The organism is Phycisphaeraceae bacterium (assembly GCA_019636555.1).
GTDB lineage: Bacteria > Planctomycetota > Phycisphaerae > Phycisphaerales > UBA1924 > JAFEBO01.
Genome location: JAHBXH010000001.1, coordinates 129,980 through 152,221, shown reverse-complemented (window position 1 = coordinate 152,221; position 22,242 = coordinate 129,980). Strand labels below are relative to the sequence as shown.

The 22,242-nt window shown below is 62.4% G+C and carries 19 protein-coding genes; 9 read left to right on the top strand and 10 right to left on the bottom strand.

Features of this window, described 5'->3' with window-relative positions:
- Positions 1-42: 42 nt before the first annotated feature.
- The 3 genes from KF691_00635 (at position 43) to KF691_00625 (ending at position 2,643) form a co-directional block, all read left to right on the top strand.
- Positions 43-1,032, top strand: coding sequence for an MBL fold metallo-hydrolase (locus tag KF691_00635; protein ID MBX3387938.1), 990 nt, complete (start codon positions 43-45; stop codon positions 1,030-1,032).
- Positions 1,033-1,123: 91 nt separating this feature from the next.
- Entirely contained in the window at positions 1,124-1,849 is a 726-nt protein-coding gene (locus KF691_00630; protein MBX3387937.1) for a type II secretion system protein, read from the top strand.
- Positions 1,850-1,863: 14 nt separating this feature from the next.
- The gene (locus KF691_00625) at positions 1,864-2,643 is read left to right on the top strand and encodes a hypothetical protein (GenBank protein MBX3387936.1); all 780 of its coding nucleotides are present in this window, start codon (positions 1,864-1,866) and stop codon (positions 2,641-2,643) included.
- Between the two features lie 29 nt (positions 2,644-2,672).
- Here the strand turns inward: KF691_00625 and KF691_00620 are convergent, their stop codons facing one another.
- Both KF691_00620 and KF691_00615 read right to left on the bottom strand, forming a co-directional pair.
- The gene (locus KF691_00620; protein MBX3387935.1) at positions 2,673-3,950 is read right to left on the bottom strand and encodes an RNA polymerase sigma factor; all 1,278 of its coding nucleotides are present in this window, start codon (positions 3,948-3,950) and stop codon (positions 2,673-2,675) included.
- A gap of 63 nt (positions 3,951-4,013) precedes the next feature.
- Positions 4,014-4,379, bottom strand: coding sequence for a YciI family protein (locus KF691_00615; protein ID MBX3387934.1), 366 nt, complete (start codon positions 4,377-4,379; stop codon positions 4,014-4,016).
- Positions 4,380-4,714: 335 nt separating this feature from the next.
- On the opposite strand from KF691_00615, the gene KF691_00610 reads away from it, so the two are divergent.
- Together KF691_00610 and KF691_00605 are read left to right on the top strand one after the other, a co-directional pair.
- Positions 4,715-5,695 (top strand): cysteine synthase family protein, encoded by a 981-nt coding sequence (locus KF691_00610; GenBank protein MBX3387933.1) that lies wholly within the window; start codon positions 4,715-4,717, stop codon positions 5,693-5,695.
- 166 nt (positions 5,696-5,861) lie between these two features.
- Positions 5,862-6,719 (top strand): sulfurtransferase, encoded by an 858-nt coding sequence (locus tag KF691_00605; GenBank protein MBX3387932.1) that lies wholly within the window; start codon positions 5,862-5,864, stop codon positions 6,717-6,719.
- 1,076 nt (positions 6,720-7,795) lie between these two features.
- Here KF691_00605 and KF691_00600 read toward each other — a convergent pair.
- Entirely contained in the window at positions 7,796-8,668 is an 873-nt protein-coding gene (locus tag KF691_00600; GenBank protein ID MBX3387931.1) for a metallophosphoesterase, read from the bottom strand.
- A gap of 68 nt (positions 8,669-8,736) precedes the next feature.
- Here KF691_00600 and KF691_00595 point away from each other — a divergent pair, with 68 nt between their 5' ends.
- Positions 8,737-9,612 carry a helix-turn-helix domain-containing protein gene (locus KF691_00595; protein ID MBX3387930.1) on the top strand — a complete coding sequence of 292 codons (876 nt, stop codon included), beginning with the start codon at positions 8,737-8,739 and terminating at the stop codon, positions 9,610-9,612.
- 68 nt (positions 9,613-9,680) lie between these two features.
- Here the strand turns inward: KF691_00595 and KF691_00590 are convergent, their stop codons facing one another.
- Complete coding sequence (locus tag KF691_00590; GenBank protein MBX3387929.1) at positions 9,681-10,493, bottom strand: hypothetical protein; 813 nt, start codon at positions 10,491-10,493, stop codon at positions 9,681-9,683.
- Between the two features lie 110 nt (positions 10,494-10,603).
- The gene (gene metG, locus KF691_00585) at positions 10,604-12,220 is read right to left on the bottom strand and encodes a methionine--tRNA ligase (GenBank protein MBX3387928.1); all 1,617 of its coding nucleotides are present in this window, start codon (positions 12,218-12,220) and stop codon (positions 10,604-10,606) included.
- 102 nt (positions 12,221-12,322) lie between these two features.
- Between metG and KF691_00580 the strand changes: the two genes are divergently transcribed.
- Positions 12,323-14,146, top strand: coding sequence for a hypothetical protein (locus KF691_00580; GenBank protein ID MBX3387927.1), 1,824 nt, complete (start codon positions 12,323-12,325; stop codon positions 14,144-14,146).
- Between the two features lie 63 nt (positions 14,147-14,209).
- Here KF691_00580 and KF691_00575 read toward each other — a convergent pair whose 3' ends face one another.
- Positions 14,210-15,862, bottom strand: a complete 1,653-nt coding sequence (locus KF691_00575; protein ID MBX3387926.1) for a hypothetical protein — start codon at positions 15,860-15,862, stop codon at positions 14,210-14,212.
- Between the two features lie 171 nt (positions 15,863-16,033).
- Here KF691_00575 and KF691_00570 point away from each other — a divergent pair, with 171 nt between their 5' ends.
- Together KF691_00570 and KF691_00565 are read left to right on the top strand one after the other, a co-directional pair.
- A complete protein-coding gene (locus KF691_00570; GenBank protein MBX3387925.1) occupies positions 16,034-18,004 on the top strand; it encodes a tail fiber domain-containing protein in 1,971 nt (656 codons plus the stop codon).
- A 70-nt stretch (positions 18,005-18,074) separates the two neighbouring features.
- Entirely contained in the window at positions 18,075-19,520 is a 1,446-nt protein-coding gene (locus tag KF691_00565; GenBank protein ID MBX3387924.1) for a tail fiber domain-containing protein, read from the top strand.
- On the opposite strand, the gene KF691_00560 is transcribed toward KF691_00565, so the two are convergent.
- From KF691_00560 to KF691_00545, 4 genes are all read right to left on the bottom strand, one after another.
- Positions 19,517-20,023, bottom strand: coding sequence for a PEGA domain-containing protein (locus KF691_00560; protein ID MBX3387923.1), 507 nt, complete (start codon positions 20,021-20,023; stop codon positions 19,517-19,519). The genes KF691_00565 and KF691_00560 overlap by 4 nt on opposite strands.
- Positions 20,020-20,865, bottom strand: a complete 846-nt coding sequence (lptB, locus tag KF691_00555; protein ID MBX3387922.1) for an LPS export ABC transporter ATP-binding protein — start codon at positions 20,863-20,865, stop codon at positions 20,020-20,022. Before lptB ends, KF691_00560 begins: the two co-directional genes overlap by 4 nt.
- 40 nt (positions 20,866-20,905) lie before the next feature.
- A complete protein-coding gene (locus KF691_00550) occupies positions 20,906-21,304 on the bottom strand; it encodes a DUF4870 domain-containing protein (protein ID MBX3387921.1) in 399 nt (132 codons plus the stop codon).
- Positions 21,305-21,371: 67 nt separating this feature from the next.
- Positions 21,372-22,181 carry a hypothetical protein gene (locus KF691_00545; protein MBX3387920.1) on the bottom strand — a complete coding sequence of 270 codons (810 nt, stop codon included), beginning with the start codon at positions 22,179-22,181 and terminating at the stop codon, positions 21,372-21,374.
- Positions 22,182-22,242: the final 61 nt, after the last annotated feature.

The following is a 22,242-nucleotide window of genomic DNA, read 5'->3' as shown; positions in this document are numbered from 1 at the left end:
ACCGTCCGGGTAAAAGCCCGCGAACGTTCGGAGATTGGACCGATGATTCCGAAACCGCCCCCGCGCGAGGGCTCTTTGGGGTTCTATTTCGTTCCGCCGTACCGGATTCAGGGCTTTTCGGTCGCGGGCGAAGTCACGACAATTCAGGTGCCGGAGCTCGACGTGTGCTTCGACATGGGGCAGTGTCCGCGCGCGGCGCTCGCGAGCAAGTACTGCGCCGTGAGCCACGGTCACATGGACCACATCGGCGGGCTGGCGTACTACTGCAGCCAGCGCCGGTTCCAAGGGATGGGCGACGGGCGGATCATCTGCGACGAGCGGATCGCGCCGGCGATCACACGCATGATGGAAGGGTTCATCGATCTCGAGCAGCAGAAGACGCCGTACGAACTGATCCCGCTGAAAGCGGACGGCCAGGTCGAGATCAAGAACAATATCTACTTGCGCGGATTCCACACGGAGCACACAGCGCCCTCGATGGGCTACAGCGTCATCGAGAAGCGGAGCAAGCTCAAGCCGGAGTATGTGGATCTGCCTCAGGAAAAACTGAAGGACCTGAAGGACCGCGGGATCGAGATCACGCGGACGCTGGAGATTCCGCTGATCGCGTACCTGGGCGACACGCAGCCGTGCGCGGCACTCCTGAGACCCGACGTGATCAACGCGCAGATCGTGATCTGCGAGTGCACGTTCTTTGAGCCCGATCACAAGGAGCGCGCGAAGGTCGGCATGCACATGCACGTCGAGAACATCGCGGAATGGCTCGGTGTTCTGCAGTGCCAGGCGCTGGTGCTCTGCCATGTGTCGCGCCGGACGGACCTGATGTACGCGCGCAAGCGGCTCTACGAGGTCGCGGGGCAGAAGGCGGAGAAGGCGCTCTTCCTGATGGATTACAAGGTTGGCAAGGCGAGATACGAGCGGCAGGTCATCGAATCCGGCGGCGTGATCGAGCGCCCCGGATTCCGGGGCGGGGGGCATGGCGGGCACGGTGGGGGCGGGGGGTTTCGACGCGGAGCGCCGGCGAATCGGTAGGCGGAAATAGGTCCTATGAGTCCCATGCGACCTGTGGCTTCTTTTCGAAACCAGTTGGGCTACGGCGGCGAACTACGATTTGGTCCTCCGGATGCGGAGATTTTCCGCCATGCGTCGCGTTGCGTTCACATTGATCGAGCTTCTGGTGGTCATCTCGATCATCGCGCTGCTGATTGGGATCACGATTCCGGCGCTGAGCGGGGCGCGGGAAAGCTCGCGTCGCGTCAAGTGCATGACGAATTTGTCCAGCATCGGCAAGGGTTTGCAGATGTACATGGACACGAAGTCCAAGGGTGTGCTGCCCTTTGCGAGCGGCCTGATCGAATCGACCGATCGGCCGACTTTTCCGGAAGTCGTGGGTGAGTATCTCGATACGCCCAAGCCGGTGAAAGAGTCGGACGGGTTCTATAGATCAAACGATCCGTGGAAGTGTCCGTCGGATGTGATCGGCTCGGACCCGGCGACGAACTTCGAACCGACGTACCGCATCGGCGGGAGCAGTTACGAATACTGGCCCGGCTCGATCATGCTACTCGCGGATTTCATCCGGCTCGGGTTGACGCGGCCCGAGTGGTCGCTGACGAAGCTGTATCAGAAGCCCAGAAACGATCCGGTTACGGGGCAGCGCAAGTTCTGGCCGGTCCTGGCGTGCGCGGATCAGTGGCACAAGCTGCGGGCGGCATCGCTCGACCGGCGCAATGCGCTCTATCTGGATAACGGCATGAGGGTGGATTGGTGTATTCCCAAGCCGTCCACCGAAGAGATCAAGGAACTGATCCTGGAGCTTGCGAGGGAGCCCAACAGTCTGTTCAAGTAGACGGGATGCGCACCGTGAACAAAGAGAAGCAAAACGAAGGATCGCTGATCGCCGACTTGAACTTCGGCACTCTTTCGGCGAAGCGAGTGTCGCCTTGGACACGCGTGCGTGCCGCGGTTGCGGGTGTCTGGGATTCGCCCCGGGTGCGGAATCGCGTGCTGGCCGGATTGGGTATTGCGATCGTTGCCGGCGCCGGAGTCGGCGGATACCGCTACTGGCAGCTTCATCACCGACCCGACTACGCACTCGATCCGATCGACGATCTTGCCGAGTTCACCTTCCTGCGCGGCGATTTCAATTCGCTCCCGATCAAGGAGCGACTAAAACTGATCAAGGACTTCGCGGACCGCATCCGCAACGCAAGCAGCGGCGATTCGGCGCTCCTCGCGAGTTTCGCTGCGGGAATCAGCGGCAAGGCGCGGGAGCAGATCCAGGAAAACGGCGCGCGTTTGATGCTCGACATGGTGGACGCCAGCGCGCTCGACTACGCGAAGGTGGCGCCGGAAGAGCGGGGCGCATTCCTCGAGAAGTCCGTGATCGAGTGGACGCGGATCGGCGATCAGGTCTCAGGCCGGCCCGAGCGCAGCGACGAAGAGATCCTCGCCGATGTGCGCAAGCAGACGGAAGAACGCGACGAGCGCCGCAAGAAGATGGGGCCGGAGCGGTCGGCGAAGATGGCGGCGGGGATCGTCGGCTTCTTGAACGGCAACGTCGCGAATCACGCGAACCCGGTGCAGAGCCAGCGGACGCTGCAGATGATGAGCGATGTGAACAAGCACTTCTCGGGGAAGTAACCCGATCGCTCTCCGGTGCTCGCGCGGGATTAACTTTCCTGTCCTGCGGACCGTTTGCATTCGGCCGCTCTCTCGCGAAGGAGAGATTGTTCGCGCGTGTTCCGGGTCATCGTGGCGGCGCGCTCGAATTCCGGCGCGGCCTCGGCGAAACGGCTGAGCTTGAAGAGGAAATCGGCGCGCACGGCAGGGAGCAGGTGGTACGCGGCGAGGGCGGGCTCGGTCGTCAGCGCGTCAACGATGCGGAGCCCGGCTTGTGGTCCTTCGGCCATCCCGACCGCGACCGCCCGGTTCAATTCGACGATCGGGGAAGGCGCGACGAGGCCGAGGCGGCCGTACAGATCGGCGATCTGGCGCCAGTCGGTTCCCGCGGCGCTGTTTGCCCGCGCGTGACAAGCCGCGATCTCGGCTTGGAGGGTGTAGGGGCCGGGGGCGTGCTTCGAGCGTCGGGCGGCATCGAGCGCACCGAGCCCATGCCGGATCAGCGTGCGATCCCATCGGGAGCGGTCCTGATCCGGGAGTAGGATCGGGTTTCCGTCGCGGTCGGTGCGGGCGTTCAGGCGCGAAGCCTGCAACTCCATGAGCGCAACGAGCCCGTGCACTTCGGGCTCGAGGGGCATGAGGCCTTCGAGAATCCTTCCCAAACGCATCGACTCTTCGCAGAGCGAAGGGCGGATCCAATCGTCGCCCGCCGTTGCGGTATAGCCCTCGTTGAAGAGCAGGTAGAGGACTTCGAGCACGGAGGCCAGGCGCTCGGGCAGATCCTTTCCGACGGGGACTTCGAAGGCGACACGGTTGTCCGAGAGGGTGCGTTTGGCGCGGACAATCCGCTGGGCGATGGTGGGTTCCGGGACGAGGAACGCTCTGGCGATTTCGCCGGTGGAGAGGCCGCAGAGAAGTCGGAGGGTGAGCGCTGATCGTGCGTCATCCGGCAGGAGCGGATGGGACGTCATGAAGACAAGACGGAGTAGATCATCCTCGATCGGGTCGTCGAGCCTGTCGATGGCGGCGGGCATGGGGTCTGAAGTTCCGGATTCTCGCGAGAGTGCTTCGCCGATCTCTCGTAGTTTTTGTTCGCGCCGGATGCGGTCGATGGCGCGACGGCGTGCGGTTGTTGCCAGCCAGGCGCCGGGGTTTTCCGGAACGCCGGCGTCGGGCCACTGCTCGAGCGCTTCGACGAACGCGTCCTGCGCGGCTTCTTCGGCTAGCCCGACATCGCGCACCCGGCGCACGAGCCCCGCGATCAACCGGGGGGCCTCGATCTTCCAGACCGCCTCGATCGCGCGGCGCGTAGGCGATGGCTCGGGCATGCGTTGAGATTAGCCCGAGCCGCCGCCTTGCTGGTTTGCGTACGTCCGCGTGCCGGTCGTTCGTTACGCTCCGAAATCGGAGGCTTCGAAGAGAGGCCGGATCTCGACCTCCGTGTCGGCGCCCGGGTTCGGATGAGGGCAGCGCTTGAGCCACTGGATCGCCTCCTCCAGAGACTTTACCTGCCAGAGCCAGTAGCCCGCGACAAGTTCCTTGGATTCGGTGAACGGTCCGTCGATGACGGAGCGCTGCGACCCTGAAAACCGGACGCGGGCGCCGTGGGAGCTTGCCTTGAGGCCGGCGCCGTCGAGCATGATGCCCGCCTTCGTCAGCTCCTCGTTGAACTTGCCCATCGCTTGAAGAAGTTCCGGATTGGGCATTTTGCCCGCTTCGCTGTCCTTCGACGCCTTGACGATCACCATGACTCGCATTGGAAGCTCCGTTGGAAGTGCGCCCGTTCTGCGGTTATACACCGCCGCAAAGTGGGTCGTTCGACACAGGACGTCGAACGCGACGAAGCGGAATCGACAGAGACGTTCAGAAATTCTCAAACCAGCCCAATTTGTGATGTAACCTCATGTTTGAAAAGTGTTTGCGAGTTCGGTCGCTGGGCGAGTGCCAACCGGTGGACGGGCTTTGAAGGTGCTCCGCTCCATCGTGGTCTGGCAACGCCGGTAAGGGTGCGTATCGGAAGTCGCGTTCGAACAATCCGAACGCGAGGATCGGCTCGCGAGGTGGCCGGGTGGGCCCACAACAAAGGGATCCGATGAACCATCAGACCCGCGTTTACGACAACATCTTCGAGATGCTCCCGAGCGTAGAGAATCCGTCGCCCCTGGTGCGGATCGGGAAGATGAACCCCGCTCCCAACTTTGAGCTGTACGCCAAGCTCGAATGGATGAACCCGTTCGGCTCGGTGAAGGATCGGGCGGCGTCGGCGATGATCGAGGACTTGGAATCGCGGGGCGAACTCAAGCGGGGCGAGACGAGGGAAAGCGGGCGGGGGATTGTCGAGCCGACGAGCGGAAACACGGGGATCAGCCTGGCGGCGATGGCGTCGGTGAAGGGGTACGCGATGCGGGCGGTTGTGCCGCAGAAAGTGCCGCTGGAGAAGCGCGTGCTGCTGCGGATCGCCGGCGCGGACGTGGACGTGATCAACGACCAGATGTGCCCGAGCCCGGGAATGGGCGAGGGTTCGATCGGCATCGCGCGGTCGTACGCGAAAGCGCAGAAAGACCGCTATGCGATGCCGAACCAGTACGAGAACGAGTTGAACGTGCGGGCGCACGTGCGGACGACGGGGCCGGAGATCTGGCGGCAGACCGGCGGCAGAGTGACGCACGTCTTTGTATCGCTGGGAACGGCGGGGACGGCGATGGGGCTGTCGAAGTTTCTGAAGGAAAAGAACCCCGCGGTGAAGGTGATCGCGGTGCAGCCGAGCGAGGGGCACGATGTGCCCGGGCTGCGGAACCTGAGCGAACTGCACGTAACGAAGCTCTTTGATGAGAAACGAATCGACGAAATTCTCGAGATTCCGTTCGAGTTGGCGTACACGCGGGCGCTCGAACTGTGTCGAACCGAGGGGCTTTTCGCGGGTCCTTCCAGCGGGCTGATTTATGAGGGAGCGCGGCGGGTCCTGGAGCTCGACGCGAAGCAGAAAGGGGTGGGGGTGATGGTGTTCTGTGACAGCGTGTTCAAGTATGTGTCGAGTATGGTGAAACACATTCCGGGTCTTGGAGAGGAATAAAGACATCGAGAGAACGCGGAGGAGCGGAGGTGGCGGAGTGGCGCGGAGAAGAAAGCATATTGGATGGCGGCTGTCGGAAGCCGGCGCTGCGATTGAACTGTCTCTTTGCTTTCACTCTCTCTGGTATTCTCCGCGTTCTCTCAAATGAAGAACGAAAGGATCACACATGAGCAATTACGCGCATCCGGAAGTTCTGGTGGAGGCAGATTGGGCGAAGGCGAATATCGGCAAGCCCGGGATCAAGTTTGTCGAGGTCGATGTGGACACCAAGGCATACGAGGTCGGCCACATTCCCGGCGCGGTCGGGTTCAACTGGCAGACGCAGTTGCAGGATCAGGTTCGGCGCGACATCGTGAGCAAGGAAGAATTCGAGAAGCTCGCGAGCAGCGCGGGGATTGCGAACAGCGACACGGTGATCCTGTACGGTGACAACAACAACTGGTTTGCGGCGTACGCGTTCTGGCTCTTCAAGCTGTACGGACACAAGGACGTGCGGCTGCTCAACGGCGGAAGAGTGAAGTGGCTTGCGGGTGAGGATCTGCCGCTGACGGCGGACAAGATCGAAGTGAAGCCGACGACGTACAAAGCGTCGGCGCCGGATGAAACGCTGCGAGCCAAGTTGATGGACGTGATCGAGATCGCGCGCAGCGTGCCCTCGGCGCGGCCGTCCAATCTGGTGGATGTGCGCTCGCCGGACGAATTCACGGGCAAGGTGATCGCGCCGCCCGGAATGACGGAAACCGCGCAGCGCGGGGGTCATGTGCCGGGTGCCGCGAGCGTTCCGTGGGCGAAGGCGGTGAATCAGGACGGCACGTTTAAGCCGCTGATTGAACTGAAGAAGCTGTATCTGGAAGAGGCGAAATTGAGCCCGGAGAAGCCGACGGTGGCGTACTGCCGCATCGGAGAGCGCAGCAGCCACACGTGGTTCGTGCTCAAGTACCTGCTTGGCCTGAAGGACGTGCGCAATTACGACGGGTCGTGGACCGAATACGGCAGCGTTATCGGTGTCCCCATCGAGAAATGACGGGACGTGGCCCTTGGCGCATCAGAAATGGGTAGAAAGCGAGTTTGGTACGGCTGGAGTGGGCTCGTACGCAAAAATATTGACGAGCCTGCCGGATTGAGTGGAACCAAAGCCCCGAAAATCGGTAAGTACTTTCGAGACTGTCCTCCTTCGAACGGACCCGGATGCTTAAGTGCATCCGGGTCTCATCTTAGTGGAGCGGCAACAAGAACGCAATGCCTTTCGATCCGGGAAAGAAAGCCGCCCGCGAACCTTTCGGCTCAAGCGGGCGGTTTGCGGGCCTGAAGTGAGTGCGGGTCGTGCTTCAGGCCCTGGCGCGGGCGGTTGTTTGACGCAAAGATTTGGGCTCTGCGCGATCCGAGCAATCCGGATCGAAACTGCGGCGGGCGTTTTCGCGCGACGCCGCGGATTTTTCAAGGGCCCGCCGGGAGTTACACACGCGGCGGGCCACCCCTCCTCAATCCCTCTCTCCTCTCAAGAACACAAACTCATCGCCTCTGACCCAGAAACCAACGAACTCCCAACTCCCACAGGCAAACACCCACTCCAACCCCATCCTCGAACCCGAAACGCATCCACGAGAGGCTTGAACTTCGGCGAGCGGGGGAGGTTGTTCCCGCGAGCCTCTGTTCCGGCCGATCCAGATTCCTGCGAGACCGGCGATGTGCTCCGATTCGCTCCGACATTGATTTGCGTTCTTCGAGCCATGGTGTTGTCTCTTCTCTCCACCGGCGGGACACTTGGAACAGCCGAAACGCGCAAACCAACCCTGGAGGATGCGTTCTCACGCACCTCCAAGTAAGACAGACCGAGCAGGTCGTTTGGAATTCCCTTGTGCTTGACGGGGCGGGTGGCGTTGTTTGTTCCCACGAGCGCCCGCAAGGATTGAAAAGAGAGAAGTTGCTACGGCGTAGGGCTTGGTAGTTTCGAAGAATCCGGAACTGGCTGGGGAGCGTTGGGGAGGACGCTCCAGACCTAATTCGTTTCGGAAGCGAAGCGGGTCGGTTCCGAAAAATCACGTGCACCGCGCCGTTGCGGGTCGTTTTCACGCTTTCAAATACAAGAAGAATTTCTTCTTACCAGCGGTGAATCGGTGCAAGAAAACCGCATTCTCGTGATCGGAAGTCGCGTCTGCGCAGCGAGTAGAGCGGGGCTTGCGGCGGACAATTCACGCGGAACGGAAGGATCGCGGCGCCGAGCCCGCGCGAGATGCACAGAACAGTGTCGCGCAAACGGAACACGCCCGAGGCCAGATTTCCCGGCAAATCGCAGCTTGTGTGCGGGAGCCATGATGCGTGAGATCGAACCTGTCCGCCGTGCGTGTGGCCGCTGAGCACGATCGGGATGCGCAGCTCCGACGCTGCGAAGATTTCGGATGGATAGTGAACGAGCGCGATCGAGAACGAGTCGTCGCGCGTCCCGACACTCTCAAGAAGGCTCTCGGGAAACCCCGAGCCGATAAGCCGAAGTTCCGAAATGCCGCAGCCGAGATCGATCGGTATTTTGACCGATTCGTGGTGGAGCCAGGTGAGACCGGGGATCCGGCGCGCCCCGGCGATGAAGCGGGCGGTGTCGTGATTGCCCGAGATCGCGAAGGCGCCGAAGCGCGTGCGCCAGGAGCGGGACAATTCGGTGAGCGCGCGCAGAGCGGCGGAATCATCGCAGGGCGAGGTCATGAAATCGCCGGTCAGGACGACGAGGTCGGCTTCGACCCGGGCGAGCGCATCGAGGAGCCGGGTGTGGTGGGGCGGATTCGGGTAGATGCGCTCGATGTGCGCGTCGGAAAGATGGAGAATCCGAAGGCCTTCGAGACCCGGTGGAACCCCGGGATGGTGCAGTTCGAAGGGCTCGATAGGGGCGGGCGGGCGCGGCGCGCGAAAACCCCACTCCGGGCGGGTGGAGAGACCGACGTGCGGGGAGGAACCGGGTTCATCCGACTCGCGTGCCATAGGGGAAGTATCATCTAGGCCCGGCCGGGCCGCCACCGGCATTCTGGTCGGGATTCAGGAGTCCGCACATGGCCAAAATGTTCTACTCGCTCGACGAAGCCGCGCAGAAACTCAAAGTCTCTCCCGACGATGTGAAGGCGATGGCGGACAAGCGGCAGCTCGAGGTGTTCCGCGATCGCGACCGACTCATGTTCAAAGTCGAGCAGGTGGACTTGCTCGCGGGCGGCAAGTCGGACGGCAGGGAAGAGATCATTCCGCTGGCGGACAGCGGCATGGAACTCGAGCCGATCGGGCTTGCGAGCAGCGGCTCGGGCGCTTCGATGGGAAGCGGGCTTGGCATGAGCGGTTCGGGCGCGCCGGCCGGCGACAGCCCCAAGGAACAGACGGGCATCAGCATTTTCGATGCGGACGCGACGGATGAGTCTGATCCATCCGCGGTCACGCGCGTGACGAGCGCGCCGCTGCAGGGACTCGCCGCGACATCGGCGGGTGATTCGTCGGCGGGTTCCGGCATCATGGATCTCGGCGCCGGGACGGGATTCGGACAGGGGCTGGCCGAGGATGCGTTCGGAGTCACTGCGAACGCCGGCTCGGGGTCGGTCGACGCGGAGGGCAGCAGCGCCGGTGCTCCGGAAGGCGGAGCGCTTTTTGAAGGAGGCGGCGGAGCGGACGCGGCGCCTGCGAGCGCCGGGATGGTCCCGATGGCGGCGATGGTCGCGGCGGAGCCATACGACGGCGTCTGGTCGGGCGTGCTCGGAGGCGTGGCGTTCGGCGCGATCGTGACGCTGCTTCTGAGCGTGTTCGCGGTGGTGCTGGTCCTGAGCGGATCCGGCGCTGATTTCCTGCAGATGCTGGGTCAGAATATCTGGGCCGTCATCGGAGGTCTCGCGGTGCTCACGGTTGTTGCCGGTGTGATCGGAATGGTCATCGGTAAGCGGAGCTAAGGCAGAAAGCAGAAGAAAAAGCCCGCGCGTCGATGCGCGGGCTTTTTGTTTTGGCGCGAGAGTTCGGCTCAGGGACAGATCAGGTCGTTGTACGCCGGAACGAAAATCGTGAAATCGGCGTCGTCCACCACGCCGTCGCGATTCAGGTCGGCGGGGCAGCCGGCGGGCATGTTCGGATCGGCGCAGTCGAGGATGTTGTACGCGGGAACAAAGATGATGAAATCGAGATCGTCGACGAAGCCGTCGTTGTTGAGATCACCGACGCACGTGTGTTCGGAAAAGTCGGCGGTGAACGAGAAGCTCGCGCTCGCCGCGGAGCCTGCGGGTGACCCGGTCCACATCAGAAGCGTGTTTGCGGCGCACGACACGGTCAGCGTGTATTGAACACCCATTCCGACGGGCCCTTCGAACTCGATGATGCCCGCTGTGCTCTTGGCGTAGATCAGATTGGCGCCCTGTTTCAGCTCGGCGAGCAAAGTGGACTTGCCGCTCGTGCCGGCGAGCTGGCCCGAGAGATGGAGATTGCCCCCGGCGTCGGGCTGGAAAATGACTTGGAAGCGCGAGGTGCCGGAACCGGCGAAGATGAGCGGTGAGGAAGCCTTGGTCGCGGCGTTTGCATCGACCGTGCCCGCGCCCGACATTTGCGCGGAATCCATTTGGGAGTTGTGCATCGAGGTTGCGCCGCAGCTCCCCGATTCCATGTCGGTGTTCACCATCGTCGTCTTGTTGAACGGCGCGAAAGCAACAGCCGGCGTTTGCGCGGAGTTCTGACCGAAGGAATTCACCGATTGCACGAAGCGGTTGTCGGTGACGAAAGTCAAACCGGCCGCGGCCAGCGTCGACAGCGAGAAAACTGAAACAGCGGCGACCGGGCGAATCATGGTCCAACCCCTTGTGCGTCCGAACTCTCCCAGTTTACCGCGTACTCCACGATCAGCGGACAAAAAATGGCCGTGAGATCGCGTGCGACACGCCCGGATAACCGGGCGAATCAGGCTGGGGGAGCTTCGGCGGGGTCGGCACGCATAAACAGGGCATCGCCCTTCGCGATTCGGTGGCCGGCTTTCAGCCCGCAGGGTCCGTTAAAGCCGCATATTTCCGGGAGGGGAGTACTTTGCGGCGGGGCGCAGTTCCATGCTTGCCAGAGTTGCGACATTTTCTGAGGCATCGCCGGAGACAGCAGCACGGACGCGATGCGGATCGATTCAGCGCAGCAGGCGAGGATGTTGGCGACTTCCTGTCCGTTGGCGGACATGTCCTTTGCGAGCGTGAACGGTTTGGTTTCGCTGATGAGGTCGTCGACGTCTTTGATGAGCGAAGAGGCGGCTTCGAATGCCGCGGCAAGATCGAGGGACTTTGCGGCCTCGAGGTAGCGCGGCACGGCGTCGGCGGAGGTGGTTTCCCAGCGCCGGTCGATCCAGGTCGATTGGAATTCGGGGAGCGTGCCTCCGAAGTATTTTTCGATCATGTTGCCGACTCGGCTGGCGCAGTTGCCGATGCCGTTGGCGAGATCGGCGTTGTAGACCTCGACGAATTTGGCGTGCGAGAAATCGGCGTCGGTCGCGCCCTGAGGCCCTTGCGTGACGAGATACCAGCGGAGCGCATCGAGGCTGTACTTCTGCGCGTAGGCGTGGAGCACTTCGATGGTGACGAAATTACCGAGACTCTTGCTCATCTTTCGCCCGTCGCGCACCCAGTAGGCGTGGCTGTAGACGGCGCGCGGGAGATCGCGGCCGAGCGCCATGAGCAGCGCGGGCCAGATGACGGCATGGAACCAGAGAATGTCCTTTGCGATGTAGTGGACCGTGGCGGGCCAGAAGCGGACGCGCTCGGGCGTATCGACAACGCTGAGGTAGTTGAAGAGCGCATCGATCCAGACGTAGATGCGGTGCGACGGGTCGTCTGGCATCTTGATGCCCCACTGGCTTGTGGGGTCGGCGGTGACGGCGCGGCTGATCGGGATGTCCTGAAGTCCGTCGCGCAGTCGGCCGAGCACTTCGTTGCGGCGGGCTTCGGGGAGCACGAACGCGGGATTGGCGTCGAAATGCGCCCTGAGCTTGTCCTGATAGGCGGAGAGTTTGAAGAAGTAGTTCTTCTCGATCTTCTTGATGAGCGCCTTCCCCGTGACGGGGCTGACGTAGTTCGCCTCCTTTGCCGCGGTCTCGGTGAGGTACTCCTCCTGCGATTCGTCGAACCAGCCGACGTAATCGCCGAGGTAGATGTCTCCCTTTTTCTGGAGCTCGCGGATGTACTCCAGGACCTTTGACTTGTGACGATCCTCCGTGGTGCGGATGAAATCGTCGTTCGAGCAGTTCATGAAGGCGAAAGCCTTCTTGAATTCGGCGGCGTTCTGGTCGGCCCACTGGATCGGCGAAACGTTGTGTGATGCCGCGGACGTGACGACCTTGTCCGCGTGCTCGTCGGTGCCGGTGAGAAAGAACACATCTCGCGGATTCACTGATCCGATCGCGTCCTCTCCTTTGTGCAGCCGATAAAAGCGTGCCGTCACATCCGCGAGCAGGGTCGTGTAACAGTGACCGATGTGGGGCCGGTCGTTGACGTAGTAGATCGGGGTGGTGATGTACGTGGTTGGCGAATCGCTGGGCATGAGACCCGAGGATAGGGAAATATGAGAGAAGGCGAAGAGATACCGAACATGAAAGAACCGGGGGTTGCTCGGAGGGGTATTCTCAGGGGGCAGGAGAAACGCATGAACAAGCCCATTCTCGTCGCGTTCGTCGCGCTCGCCGGCATGGCTGTTTCCGCTCACGCGCAGAATGCGCTGGGCGACGGCCGCGGCATGCAGAAGAACACCAACAAATACGACTCGAGCCTCGGGCCGGTGAACCGGGGGTTTGATGTGCAGGCGGCACGGATGCGCGACGCGATCGTTTTCGGTCGCGCGCCGGGCGGATTGACGACGCGCACGAGCTCCCTTCCCGACTCGAGCCAGTTCATGGGGCGGCTCGGAACCGACACGCTCTACAACTTCCGGCGCGATTCATACTTTTCTGGACTGGCAGGTCAGGGGATCCGATCGACCGATGCTTTGCAGTACCAGTTCGCGATGACGACGGGCGGCGCGGTGGCCAAGCCCGGCCAGCTCGACGGCACCTTGGCGGTCGGTCGCTTTGGCGGCGCGAGCGGCGCTTCGGTCACGGAGAGCGCGGGCCTGACACGGCCGTTGGCGCGCGACTACGCCTCGGCCTGGCGAGCGGATGATGCGAATACGGGTGGCGCACTGCGGTCGACTTCGTCGTTCGTGACGTCGAGCATGCTCAAGCCATCGATCGTCGGAGAGCGGGTTGACGCGGAGGGCGTTGCGCTCTCTGTGGCGGCATCGCCCCTGCTCGGATTGCAGACGCTCGACCGAAATGTCAGTTCGCCTCTCAATGTCTCGGCCGATCGTTCGGCGGCGCCGCGAAACGCGGACACGACCGATCCGAGATCGGCGTCGCCGGGCGGGCCGGAGGCGAGGTCGAGCGGCGCGCGTCCCGATGATTCCTCGACATCAAGAACTTCGACGGATGATCAGATCTCGAGTCTTTCGGAACATGCACGCGAAAGGGCGGGCCGAAGCGAGCGCGGCATCAATGATCGGGATCGAACTGGGGACAAGGCCGGAGACAGAAACGGGGATAAGAAGGGAACAGACGGAGGCAACCCGGCGGGCTCGACCGCGCCCGGCGACATTCCGACAGACAAGGACGGAAAAGCCAGTGCGCTCCCGCGGTGGATGCAGGACATCGAGAACCTGCGGAAGACACTCAACAAGACCGACGCAGCAAGCGGCAAGTCCGCGTCGATGCTCGATGCGGACCAGGCCGCGGCGGCGGGGCTCCCCAAAGCGCCCGTGGGAATGGGCTACAACTCCTCGGGCAAGCTCGTGCCGCTGCTCGACAGCGGAACGATGGATCTGATCCGCGAGTCGGGCGTATCGGGCGCGCGGTTCATCACGCCGATGAAGGACGATCGCGACCCGTTTGTGACCGAGATGCAGCAGGGCGAGAAGCTGTTTGCGCGGAGCCAGTTTTTCCAGGCGGAAGAGAAGTTTGCCCGGGCGCTCTCGATGCGACCGAGCGATACCAGCGCGTTCACCGCACGCATGCACGCTCAATTGGGCGGCGGCATGTACGCATCCGCTTCGACCAACCTGCGCGATCTGCTCACCCATCACCCCGAACTCGCTTCCGTGCGGTACGCACGCGATCTGCTCCCCGCCGAGGAGCGGCTGCAGATCCTGACGAAGGATTTGGAGTCGCGGATGCTGACCAACCCGCGGATGCTCGGTTCGACCGGACTCAAGACGGTGCGTGATGCCGCCCTGCTGCGCGCGTATCTGGGGTATCAACTCGGTGATCGACTCGCCATCGAACGCAGCATCAACATGATGCTGTCGTCTTTCGAAGGGCGCGACGAGCCGACGCTCAACGAGCAGTCGCTGGCGGTCTTTTTGCGGGGCGTGTGGCTCGGTCCGGCGGCGGAGGCGGCGCCTGCAAAGGAACCCGCTGCCGCTCCCGAGCCGGCGAAGTAGGTTGGCGAAACGGGGATAGGACCTATGGGTCGTCTGAGGCCTATAGGTCCTAATGCCTTTGCCTTACTTTCGGCTGACTTCGACCTTGCCGCCGGGGGCGTCCTTGATCGCGTAGCCCATCGCGAGCAGTTCGTCGCGGATCTGGTCGGACTTCTTGAAGTCCTTCGCGGCGCGTGCGGCGCGGCGGGCTTCGAGCCTCGCGATCACGGCCGGATCGGGCGCGAGACCGCCGGTGAAGATGCCGATGTCGGATGTGATTGCCGCGGGGCGCGCGAGCGAAAGAACGCCGAGCACGTTGTCGAACGTTCGCATGGCGGCTACATCGCCGCTGGAGGGGCGTTCGAGTTTGGATGACCAGGTATTGAGTGCCGCGATCGCGCCGGCAATGTTGAGGTCTTCGTTCATCGCGCCGGCGAAGGCATCGAGCGCTTCGCGCGTGACGGGCGTGGGATCGCCGTGGGCGATCGTGAGGTCGCCGATGCGGCGCCAGCGGTCGATCATGCGCTGGCTGTCGGTGAGGCCCTGCATGGTGAAATTGGCGTTGGAGCGGTAGTGCGTCTTGATGAGTTCGAGGCGCAGTGCGGCGGGCTCGATGCCTTTGGCGAAGAGATCGCGCGGGGTGAAGAAGTTGCCCTTGCTCTTGCTCATCTTCGCGCCTTCAACCATGAGAAATCGCGGGTGGAACCACATCGAGGCGAAGGGCGCGGCGGAAGGGTCGGCGTTGAAGGCGCAGCAGGATTGTGCGAGTTCGCATTCGTGGTGCGGGAAGATGTTGTCTTCGCCACCGGAGTGGAGGTCGATGATGGGAGCGGCGTCAGAGACGACGAGCGCGGAAAGAGCCTCGGGATTGAGCAGCGGCCCCACGTTCGCGCGTGGGGTTCCTTTTGCGCTGAGCCGTGCCGCGGACATGACGCTGCACTCGATGTGCCAGCCCGGGTAGCCAAAGCCCCACGGGCTTTCCCATTTCATGATGTGGCGCGAGTCTTCTTTCCAGAGAAGAAAATCGGCGGGGTGTTCCTTTTGCGACTGGTTTGCCGCGGCGATGCGTCCGCCTTCGCCCTCTTTGAGCTTATCGAGCGTGTTGCCGCTGAGCTTGCCGTAGGAGGGGAAGGACTTGACACGGAAATAGACGACGCGCGATCCCGGCGTGCCGACGACGTAGGCGTTGCCTTTGTCGATCAAACGCTGAACGAGCGTGATCATGCCGCGGACGTTGTCGGTGGCGCGGGGCATGAGCGTCGGGTCTTTTTCCGCGTCGAGAACAAGTTTGAGACCGAGTGCCTTCGCATCCTCGCGGAAGCGCGATTCATAGAAACGGGCGACCTGATACGGGTCGCCCGGATCAACCGAGACACCCGCGGGGATCTTGCCGGCTTTCTTGGCTTCGGTGAGGCGCTTGGCGGCCTGCTCCATCTTGTCTTCGCCGGCGCCGTCGGCGCTGTCGTCGTCGGTCATGTGGCCGACGTCGGTGATGTTCATGACGTGCGTGACGGTGCGCGGGCCCTTGTGCGCGGCGCCTTGGCGGTCAAAGAGTTCGCAGAGGGGCGATTCGATCCACCGCCGGAGCAAATCGGCGGCGAGGAAGGAGCGGAAGTTGCCGATGTGGGCATCGTCGTAGACGGTGGGTCCGCAGGAGTAAAAGGTGATACGGGCGGGATCGCGCGGCACGAAATCTTCGAGGCGCTTGGTGAGCGTGTTGTAGAGGCGGAGGGGCATGAAAGAGGATCGTAAGGTGCACGCCCGGCGCGGAAGCTGGAACCGAGCTTCCAAGAGAAGGCGCGAATTCGCAACGCAGTCGAAAGGTTGTCGTAAATCGGCTCGTATTTTTCGTGCCGGCTGGGTAGGCTGACGGAAAGCCGATCGTAGATCGTCGGCGGGAGATGCATCATGCGCGGATTTGTTGGAAGTGTCCTTGGCTTGTTCCTGATCATCGGCATGGCGGCAGCGGGGCCGAACGGGGCGGTGGAGATACCACCCAGCGAGCAATCTCCGTTTGACGATCGTTCCGCTCCCAACGCTTATCAATACGACACGCTTCCGGCGACACTTCTCTGGAGGTGGGGCGATGAAACGCTTGCGATGGATTTGTTTGATGCGGCGGGCGGACGGGACTTAATTACATCTATCTCGGTGATGTGGTACGTTGTGGCTGACGGCACTTCGGCCCGCGTTTTTGTCTGGCAGGACCCGAATGGTCAAGGCAATCCTCGTGAGGCGGTGTTGGTTCATGAGCAGGCGGTGCAAGTACAGGGCAGCGGGACGGCAACGTACACGACTTATACGTTAACGAAGGGCGTCCCCGTTCAAGGCCGCTTTTACGTGGGAGTATCGGTTCCGACAACAGGCTACACACTTGCCGCCGAGAACAACCCCAGTGCACCGGCGGGGCGTTGCTTTCTTGGCGGAACCACCACACCCCCGATCAACGCCGCGAATCTAGGAGCGATTCCACTTCTGTATGACATAACATTGACAAATCCCGGGCATTGGAAATTAAGGGCTTCGGGAAGCGGATCGGTTTTTTCATACCAAGGACGGCTGACGCAGTCGGGCGCGAATTACACGGGCCCCGCCGATTTCAAGGCCACCGTATATGACAGCGCTTCGGGCGGGATACCGGTATCTCCGGTGGTTTCGCAGACCGGCGTCGGAGTTGTTGGCGGCGTGTTCGGCCTGGAAATCTTGGCAAATCCATCGTGGTTCCAGAATGCCCCAGATCGCTATCTCGAAATTGCGGTCCGCACGCCGGAAGCGGGCGGCGTCTACTCGACGCTCTCGCCGCGGCAGAGAATTGGGCAGGTTCCGGCGGCGATGGTGGCGACGACGGCGCAGAACGTGCCGTGGAGCGGTATCACCGGTGCGCCGGCAGGAGCTTCGGCCTGGAGCTCGTCCGCGGGGGGAATTGCGTATACGGGCGGCAGGGTTGGCATTGGAACCAGCTCACCGGGGGCGATCCTGACGGTTTCCGGGTTGAATTCCTACAACCACATGGAGGTGGCCAGCACCTTTGAACAAGGGACGTGGTTCAACCTTACGAACAGCAGCGCCGGCGGCCGCACATGGGCTCTCTGTTCGACGGGATCGATCAATGAAGAAGGCGCCGGTGCAGTGCTTCTCAGGGACAACACGGCGGCCGCGGTACGGATGGCCGTTTTGCCGAACGGAAACGTCGGAATCGGGACCATCACACCTCAGGCAAAGCTCGATGTTCAGGGCTCGATCGCCGCGAGCGGACCGGTTTTGTTCGGAAACAATCTGAACGACCTGCTCGTCCTCAATGGATCGCCGGGAGGACCGAATTTCGGGATCGGCGTCGCGCCAAGCACACTTCGGATCCACACAGCCGTCAATTTGCAGAACATCAGCTTCGGCTACGGCTACGCGGATGCGTTCACGCAGACGGCCTTGATCGCCGGCAACGGCAATCTGACCATCACCGGCAACGCGTTCAAGCCGGGCGGCGGAAGCTGGGCGATCTCCAGCGACCCGCGTCTCAAGCACGATATCTCACCCCTGACGGGCACTCTGGACCGGCTGCTCTCGCTGCGGGGATATCAGTTTTTCTATAACGACGATGTCATTCGATCGAACCGGGGAATGCCCGGAGTTCAGATCGGTTTGATGGGAGACGAGGTCGAGCGCGTGTTTCCGGATTGGGTGACGCGCGACGAGAACGGCATGCGCATGGTGACCGAGCGGAGCACGACGGCGCTGATGGTGGAGGCGCTCCGCGATCTTCGGGCGGAGAAAGACGAGCAGATCCGTGCGCGCGACACGAAAATAGAGTCGCAGGGCCGCGAGATCGAAGACCTCAACGCGCGCCTGCAACGGGTCGAAGAGATATTAAAGAATCGCTGACGCCGCCCCTGCGCAATAGGAAAAGGAGCCGGTGTTTCTTCAGCCAACGGCTGTGTGAAGAGGAGTACCCATGCATCGCGTCGCTTTGTTTGTGCTCGCTCTCGGGCTGATGTTCGGTATGGCAGAGACCAGCGTGCCCGCATCGGCGCAGATCGCACTCCCGACGTCCTTTACGTATCAGGGATTCGTGGCCAACACCTCGGGCCCACTGAATGGGACGGCGAACCTGACGTTTTCCCTGTGGTCCGATCCGGTTTCGGTGTCGGTCGCCAATCGGCTCGGAACGGCGCAGACGATTACGGGCGTCCCGATCAGCAACGGGCGGTTTACGGTCGAGTTGAACGCGAGCGGCCAGTTTTCCGCCAGCGCGTTTTCCGGTGATGCTCGCTGGTTGGAAGTGAGCGTCAACGGTGTAACGCAGGCACCCCGGACGAAAGTTCTCGGGACGCCATACTCCCATCGCGCGACGATCGCGAACGCTCTGCGCCTGCCCTTCGCCGCACAATCGACGATCGCTTCCGGAGCCATGCTCCAGATTCTCAACGACAGCCAGTTCGGGCGGTCGGCGATCATGGGTACTGCGGGCGGCTTTACAGGCAATTCCGGCGCGACTTTCGAGCCGTGCGGCGTGCGGGGCGAGAGCGCTTTCAAAGCCGGCGTGCTGGGCGTATCGACCACGTCAAACGGGTACGGCGTCGTCGGACTCAATGAAATCGGAGGCACAGGAGTTTTGGGGACTGCGAGCGGCCCGGGCGGTGTCGGCGTGAGTGGCGAGGCAAGCGGAACAAACGGCGTCGGGGTGTTCGGAAGGGCGGTCGGCGGCGGGGTCGCCGGTGTGCGGGCCGAGGCGACCGATCCGGGCTCGTACGCCCTCCTTGCTTCGCACCAGGACAAGAACGCTGTCGCGTTTCTTTGCTCCGGTCGGTCCGTCTTTGGAATAGGCGACGTGCAGTTGGGTAACGAATCCGGAAGCATTGGAGCAGGGACGTTGATCCTGCGGCGGAAGAACTTCGACACTTTGTTGCTGCAGCCCAGCCAGATGACGGCCAATGACTTTGTCCAGATCACGTTCTCCGATCCGGATTCAGGGACGCCGGCCGTCGGGCTTCGATATACCGATGCGGGGAATCCGGCGCGAATCGATGTCGTCGGCGGAAGTCTGCGTGGTGTGCTCGAGAACATTTCGACGATCCGATCCAAGAAAGATGTCACACCGGTCGGCAGCGCATTGAACGACTTGCTCAGGCTTCGCCCGGTGGAGTTCACCTGGAGCAAGGAGTACGGCGGCGGGCGCGACGTGGGATTGATCGCCGAAGAAGTAGCCGCGATCTTCCCGAGCGTCACTGGTTCACGAGATGGACAAATCGACAGCATTCGTTACAGCGGGGTGACGGCGCTGCTGGTGCGTGGCATGCAGGAACAGCAGGAACAACTCGAGAACATGCGTGCCGAGAACGCGGCGCTCCGCGAGCGGCTCGAACGCCTCGAGAAGAAACTTGAAATGTCTGCTCGCTAAGCGGGCGGGGGTGGGGGCGGCGCGGTCTTTACGGCGTCGCTGGGCAGCGTCGCGGGCGGTGCTGGTTCTTTCGGCGCTTCGGCCTTTGCCGGCGCGGGCTCGTCCACCTGCTCGCGCAATCCCTTGGCCCGCGTGATCAGGCCTTCTTCGAACTGCTGCTTTGGCTCGGTCTTTTCGAGCGCGGGCTCGAGTTTGAAGTGCCATTTCACCACGGTTTCATAGGGAATCGGCGCCGTGACGAGGTCGAGCGGCGCGCGCTCATAGATCGGCGTCCAGGCGGTCGCCTTGGTGCGAAGCGGTTCGTACCCGTCCTTTCGGACCTGCACGTCGTAGTCGCCGTAATACGTGAATTCGGTCTGGAGAGGCGTGCGACCGACCGGGACGTCGTTGAGTGTGACGAGCGCACCCTCGGGCTCGGTCGTGATCTCGATCACCTTTTGTGAGCAGCCCGCGAGGGAGATGAGTAGACCGAGTGAACCGGTGAGCCGGAGTGCGCTCTTCATGCCGCGTCTCCGCGATCGTTGTTTTCGTCGTCTCGACGCAGGCGACGCTCGGGCAGATGATCGAACTCATCGCCCCGGAAGAGCGAGCCGAGATAGGCGCGCCGGACCATCTCGTCGTTGATGAGCTCGCGGGGCGTGCCCTCGGCGAGCTCTCTGCCGCTGTCGAGGATGTAGGCTCGGTCGCAAACACGCAGAGTCTGCTGCACGTTGTGATCGGTGATGAGGAAGGCGATGCCCTCGCGCCCGGGCCCGTGATCGTGCGCGAGGTGGCGGATCTCGTTCTGTAGGTCTTCGACAGCGATCGGGTCGACGCCGCTGAAGGGTTCATCGAGGAGGATGAGTTTGGGGTTGGTGACGAGGGCGCGTGCGATCTCGAGTTTGCGGCGCTCGCCACCGGAGCAGGTGCGGGCGAGTTGTTTGGCCTTGTGCTTGAGCCCGAAGCGCTCGAGGAGTTCGGCGGCCTTCTTCTTGCGCAGGCCGTGGGGCGTGCCGGTCGTTTCGAGGATTGCAAGCAGATTCTGCTCGCAGGTGAGTCGCTGGAAGATCGAGGGTTCCTGGCTGAGATAGCCCATGCCGAGCCGCGCCCGCTTGTACATCGGGAGGGTGGTGATATCGCGTCCGTCGAAATAAACGCGTCCATCGCCAGCGCCGCCACCCCCACTCAATACGGCCGGATCAGCATCGATCATGCCGATCGTCATGCGGAAACTCGTCGTTTTGCCGGCGCCGTTGCGTCCGAGCAGGCCGACGATCTCGCCGCGCTCGATGTGGAAGGACATGTCGTCCACAACGACGCGGCCGGCGTAGGTCTTGTGCAGCTTGACGCACTGGAGGAGTGGCACGAGTGCGGATTATAGGAGAATGCGCGATGGAATGGGCGCATCAGACGATGCGGATGCTCATCGGGTAGCGGTAGTACTCGCCGCGGTGTGCCGCTTTGGCGGCGAGGATGCAGCCGACGATGTTGAGGACGAGCAGCGGGATCGCGAGGATCGCGCCCAGGCCGCAGGTGATAATTGCTGCGATGGGTACGACGAGAATCGCATAGATCAACATCGAGAGCTGGAAGTTGGTCGATTCGCGTCCGTGGTCATCGAGGAACGGGCTCTCGTCCTTTTTAATCTGCCACATGATGATCGCGGCGACCAACGGGATGATGAACGGCCCGCCCAGATGCGCGATCAGCGGCACGAGGTGCGTGAATGTCGCGTAGCTGCGAACTTCCGCGTCGGGCGCATCAGAGGTTGCGGCGAACGGGTTCTGGCCGGGATGCTGAGACACGGTGCAAGGACCTCCCAACCGGTTGTTCGGAGTGCCGCGGCGAGAATTTCAGGGTATTCCAGCGAGATCAGGGGCAAAGAAGTTCGTTGTACGCCTGGACGAACACCAGGAAATCGGCGTCATCGACGAAGCCGTCGGAATTGAAATCGGCGGGGCAATTCGCGGGCATCGACGGATCGGCACAGTCGAGGATGTTGTACGCCGCGACGAAAATAGTGAAGTCGGTGTCCTCGACGAGCCCGTCGCCGTTGAGATCGGCCGGGCAGGCGGGGATGTAGCGAACGAGGAAATTGTCCACGCGACCGCTCGCGGTTAGACGTGCATCGATCCCGCTGCCACCGTTGCCGGAGTAAAAGCCCAAAAACACGGGGTCGGCGCCGGCGGAAAAATCGGGTTTGTCCGAACCACCAATCTGGACCCAATCGGTGCGGCGGATCGTTCCCGAGTAGTGCACCCACGGGCCGCCCGCTAGTGCCGCTACTCCCGGAACAGTAAAGCGTTTGCTTCCCTGAAAGAGCACCGGCCCGAAACCGATGGCGTTGACGTGCGGCGCGGAATTGCATGCCGCGTCGAACGAAATCTCGAGCGAAGCTGTAGAGCCGAGTGCGCCGGCGCTGTGCGGGAGAGAGGACTTGATATGTCCGAACAGGATGGAAACCCCAGCGGGAACAACTTGCCAGTTGTGCACGACAAGGCGGCAATCACCGGGCATGCCCCCCGAGCCTCGAAGGCCGCTCACGAGCGCATCGGCGCTCGGCGTGGTGTCCACGAGTTTCGATGCGGTCCATTGCGAGTCGAGGAAAGTTCCGTCGAAGAACTGCTGACCTTGGCAGAAATGGGCGAACAGAACAGTCGCGGCCGCGGCGAGCTTTCTCATGTATCCCTCCGGTTTCTCCGTCGGAAGTGTACCGAAAGGGTTGCTAATTTCAGCACAAAAA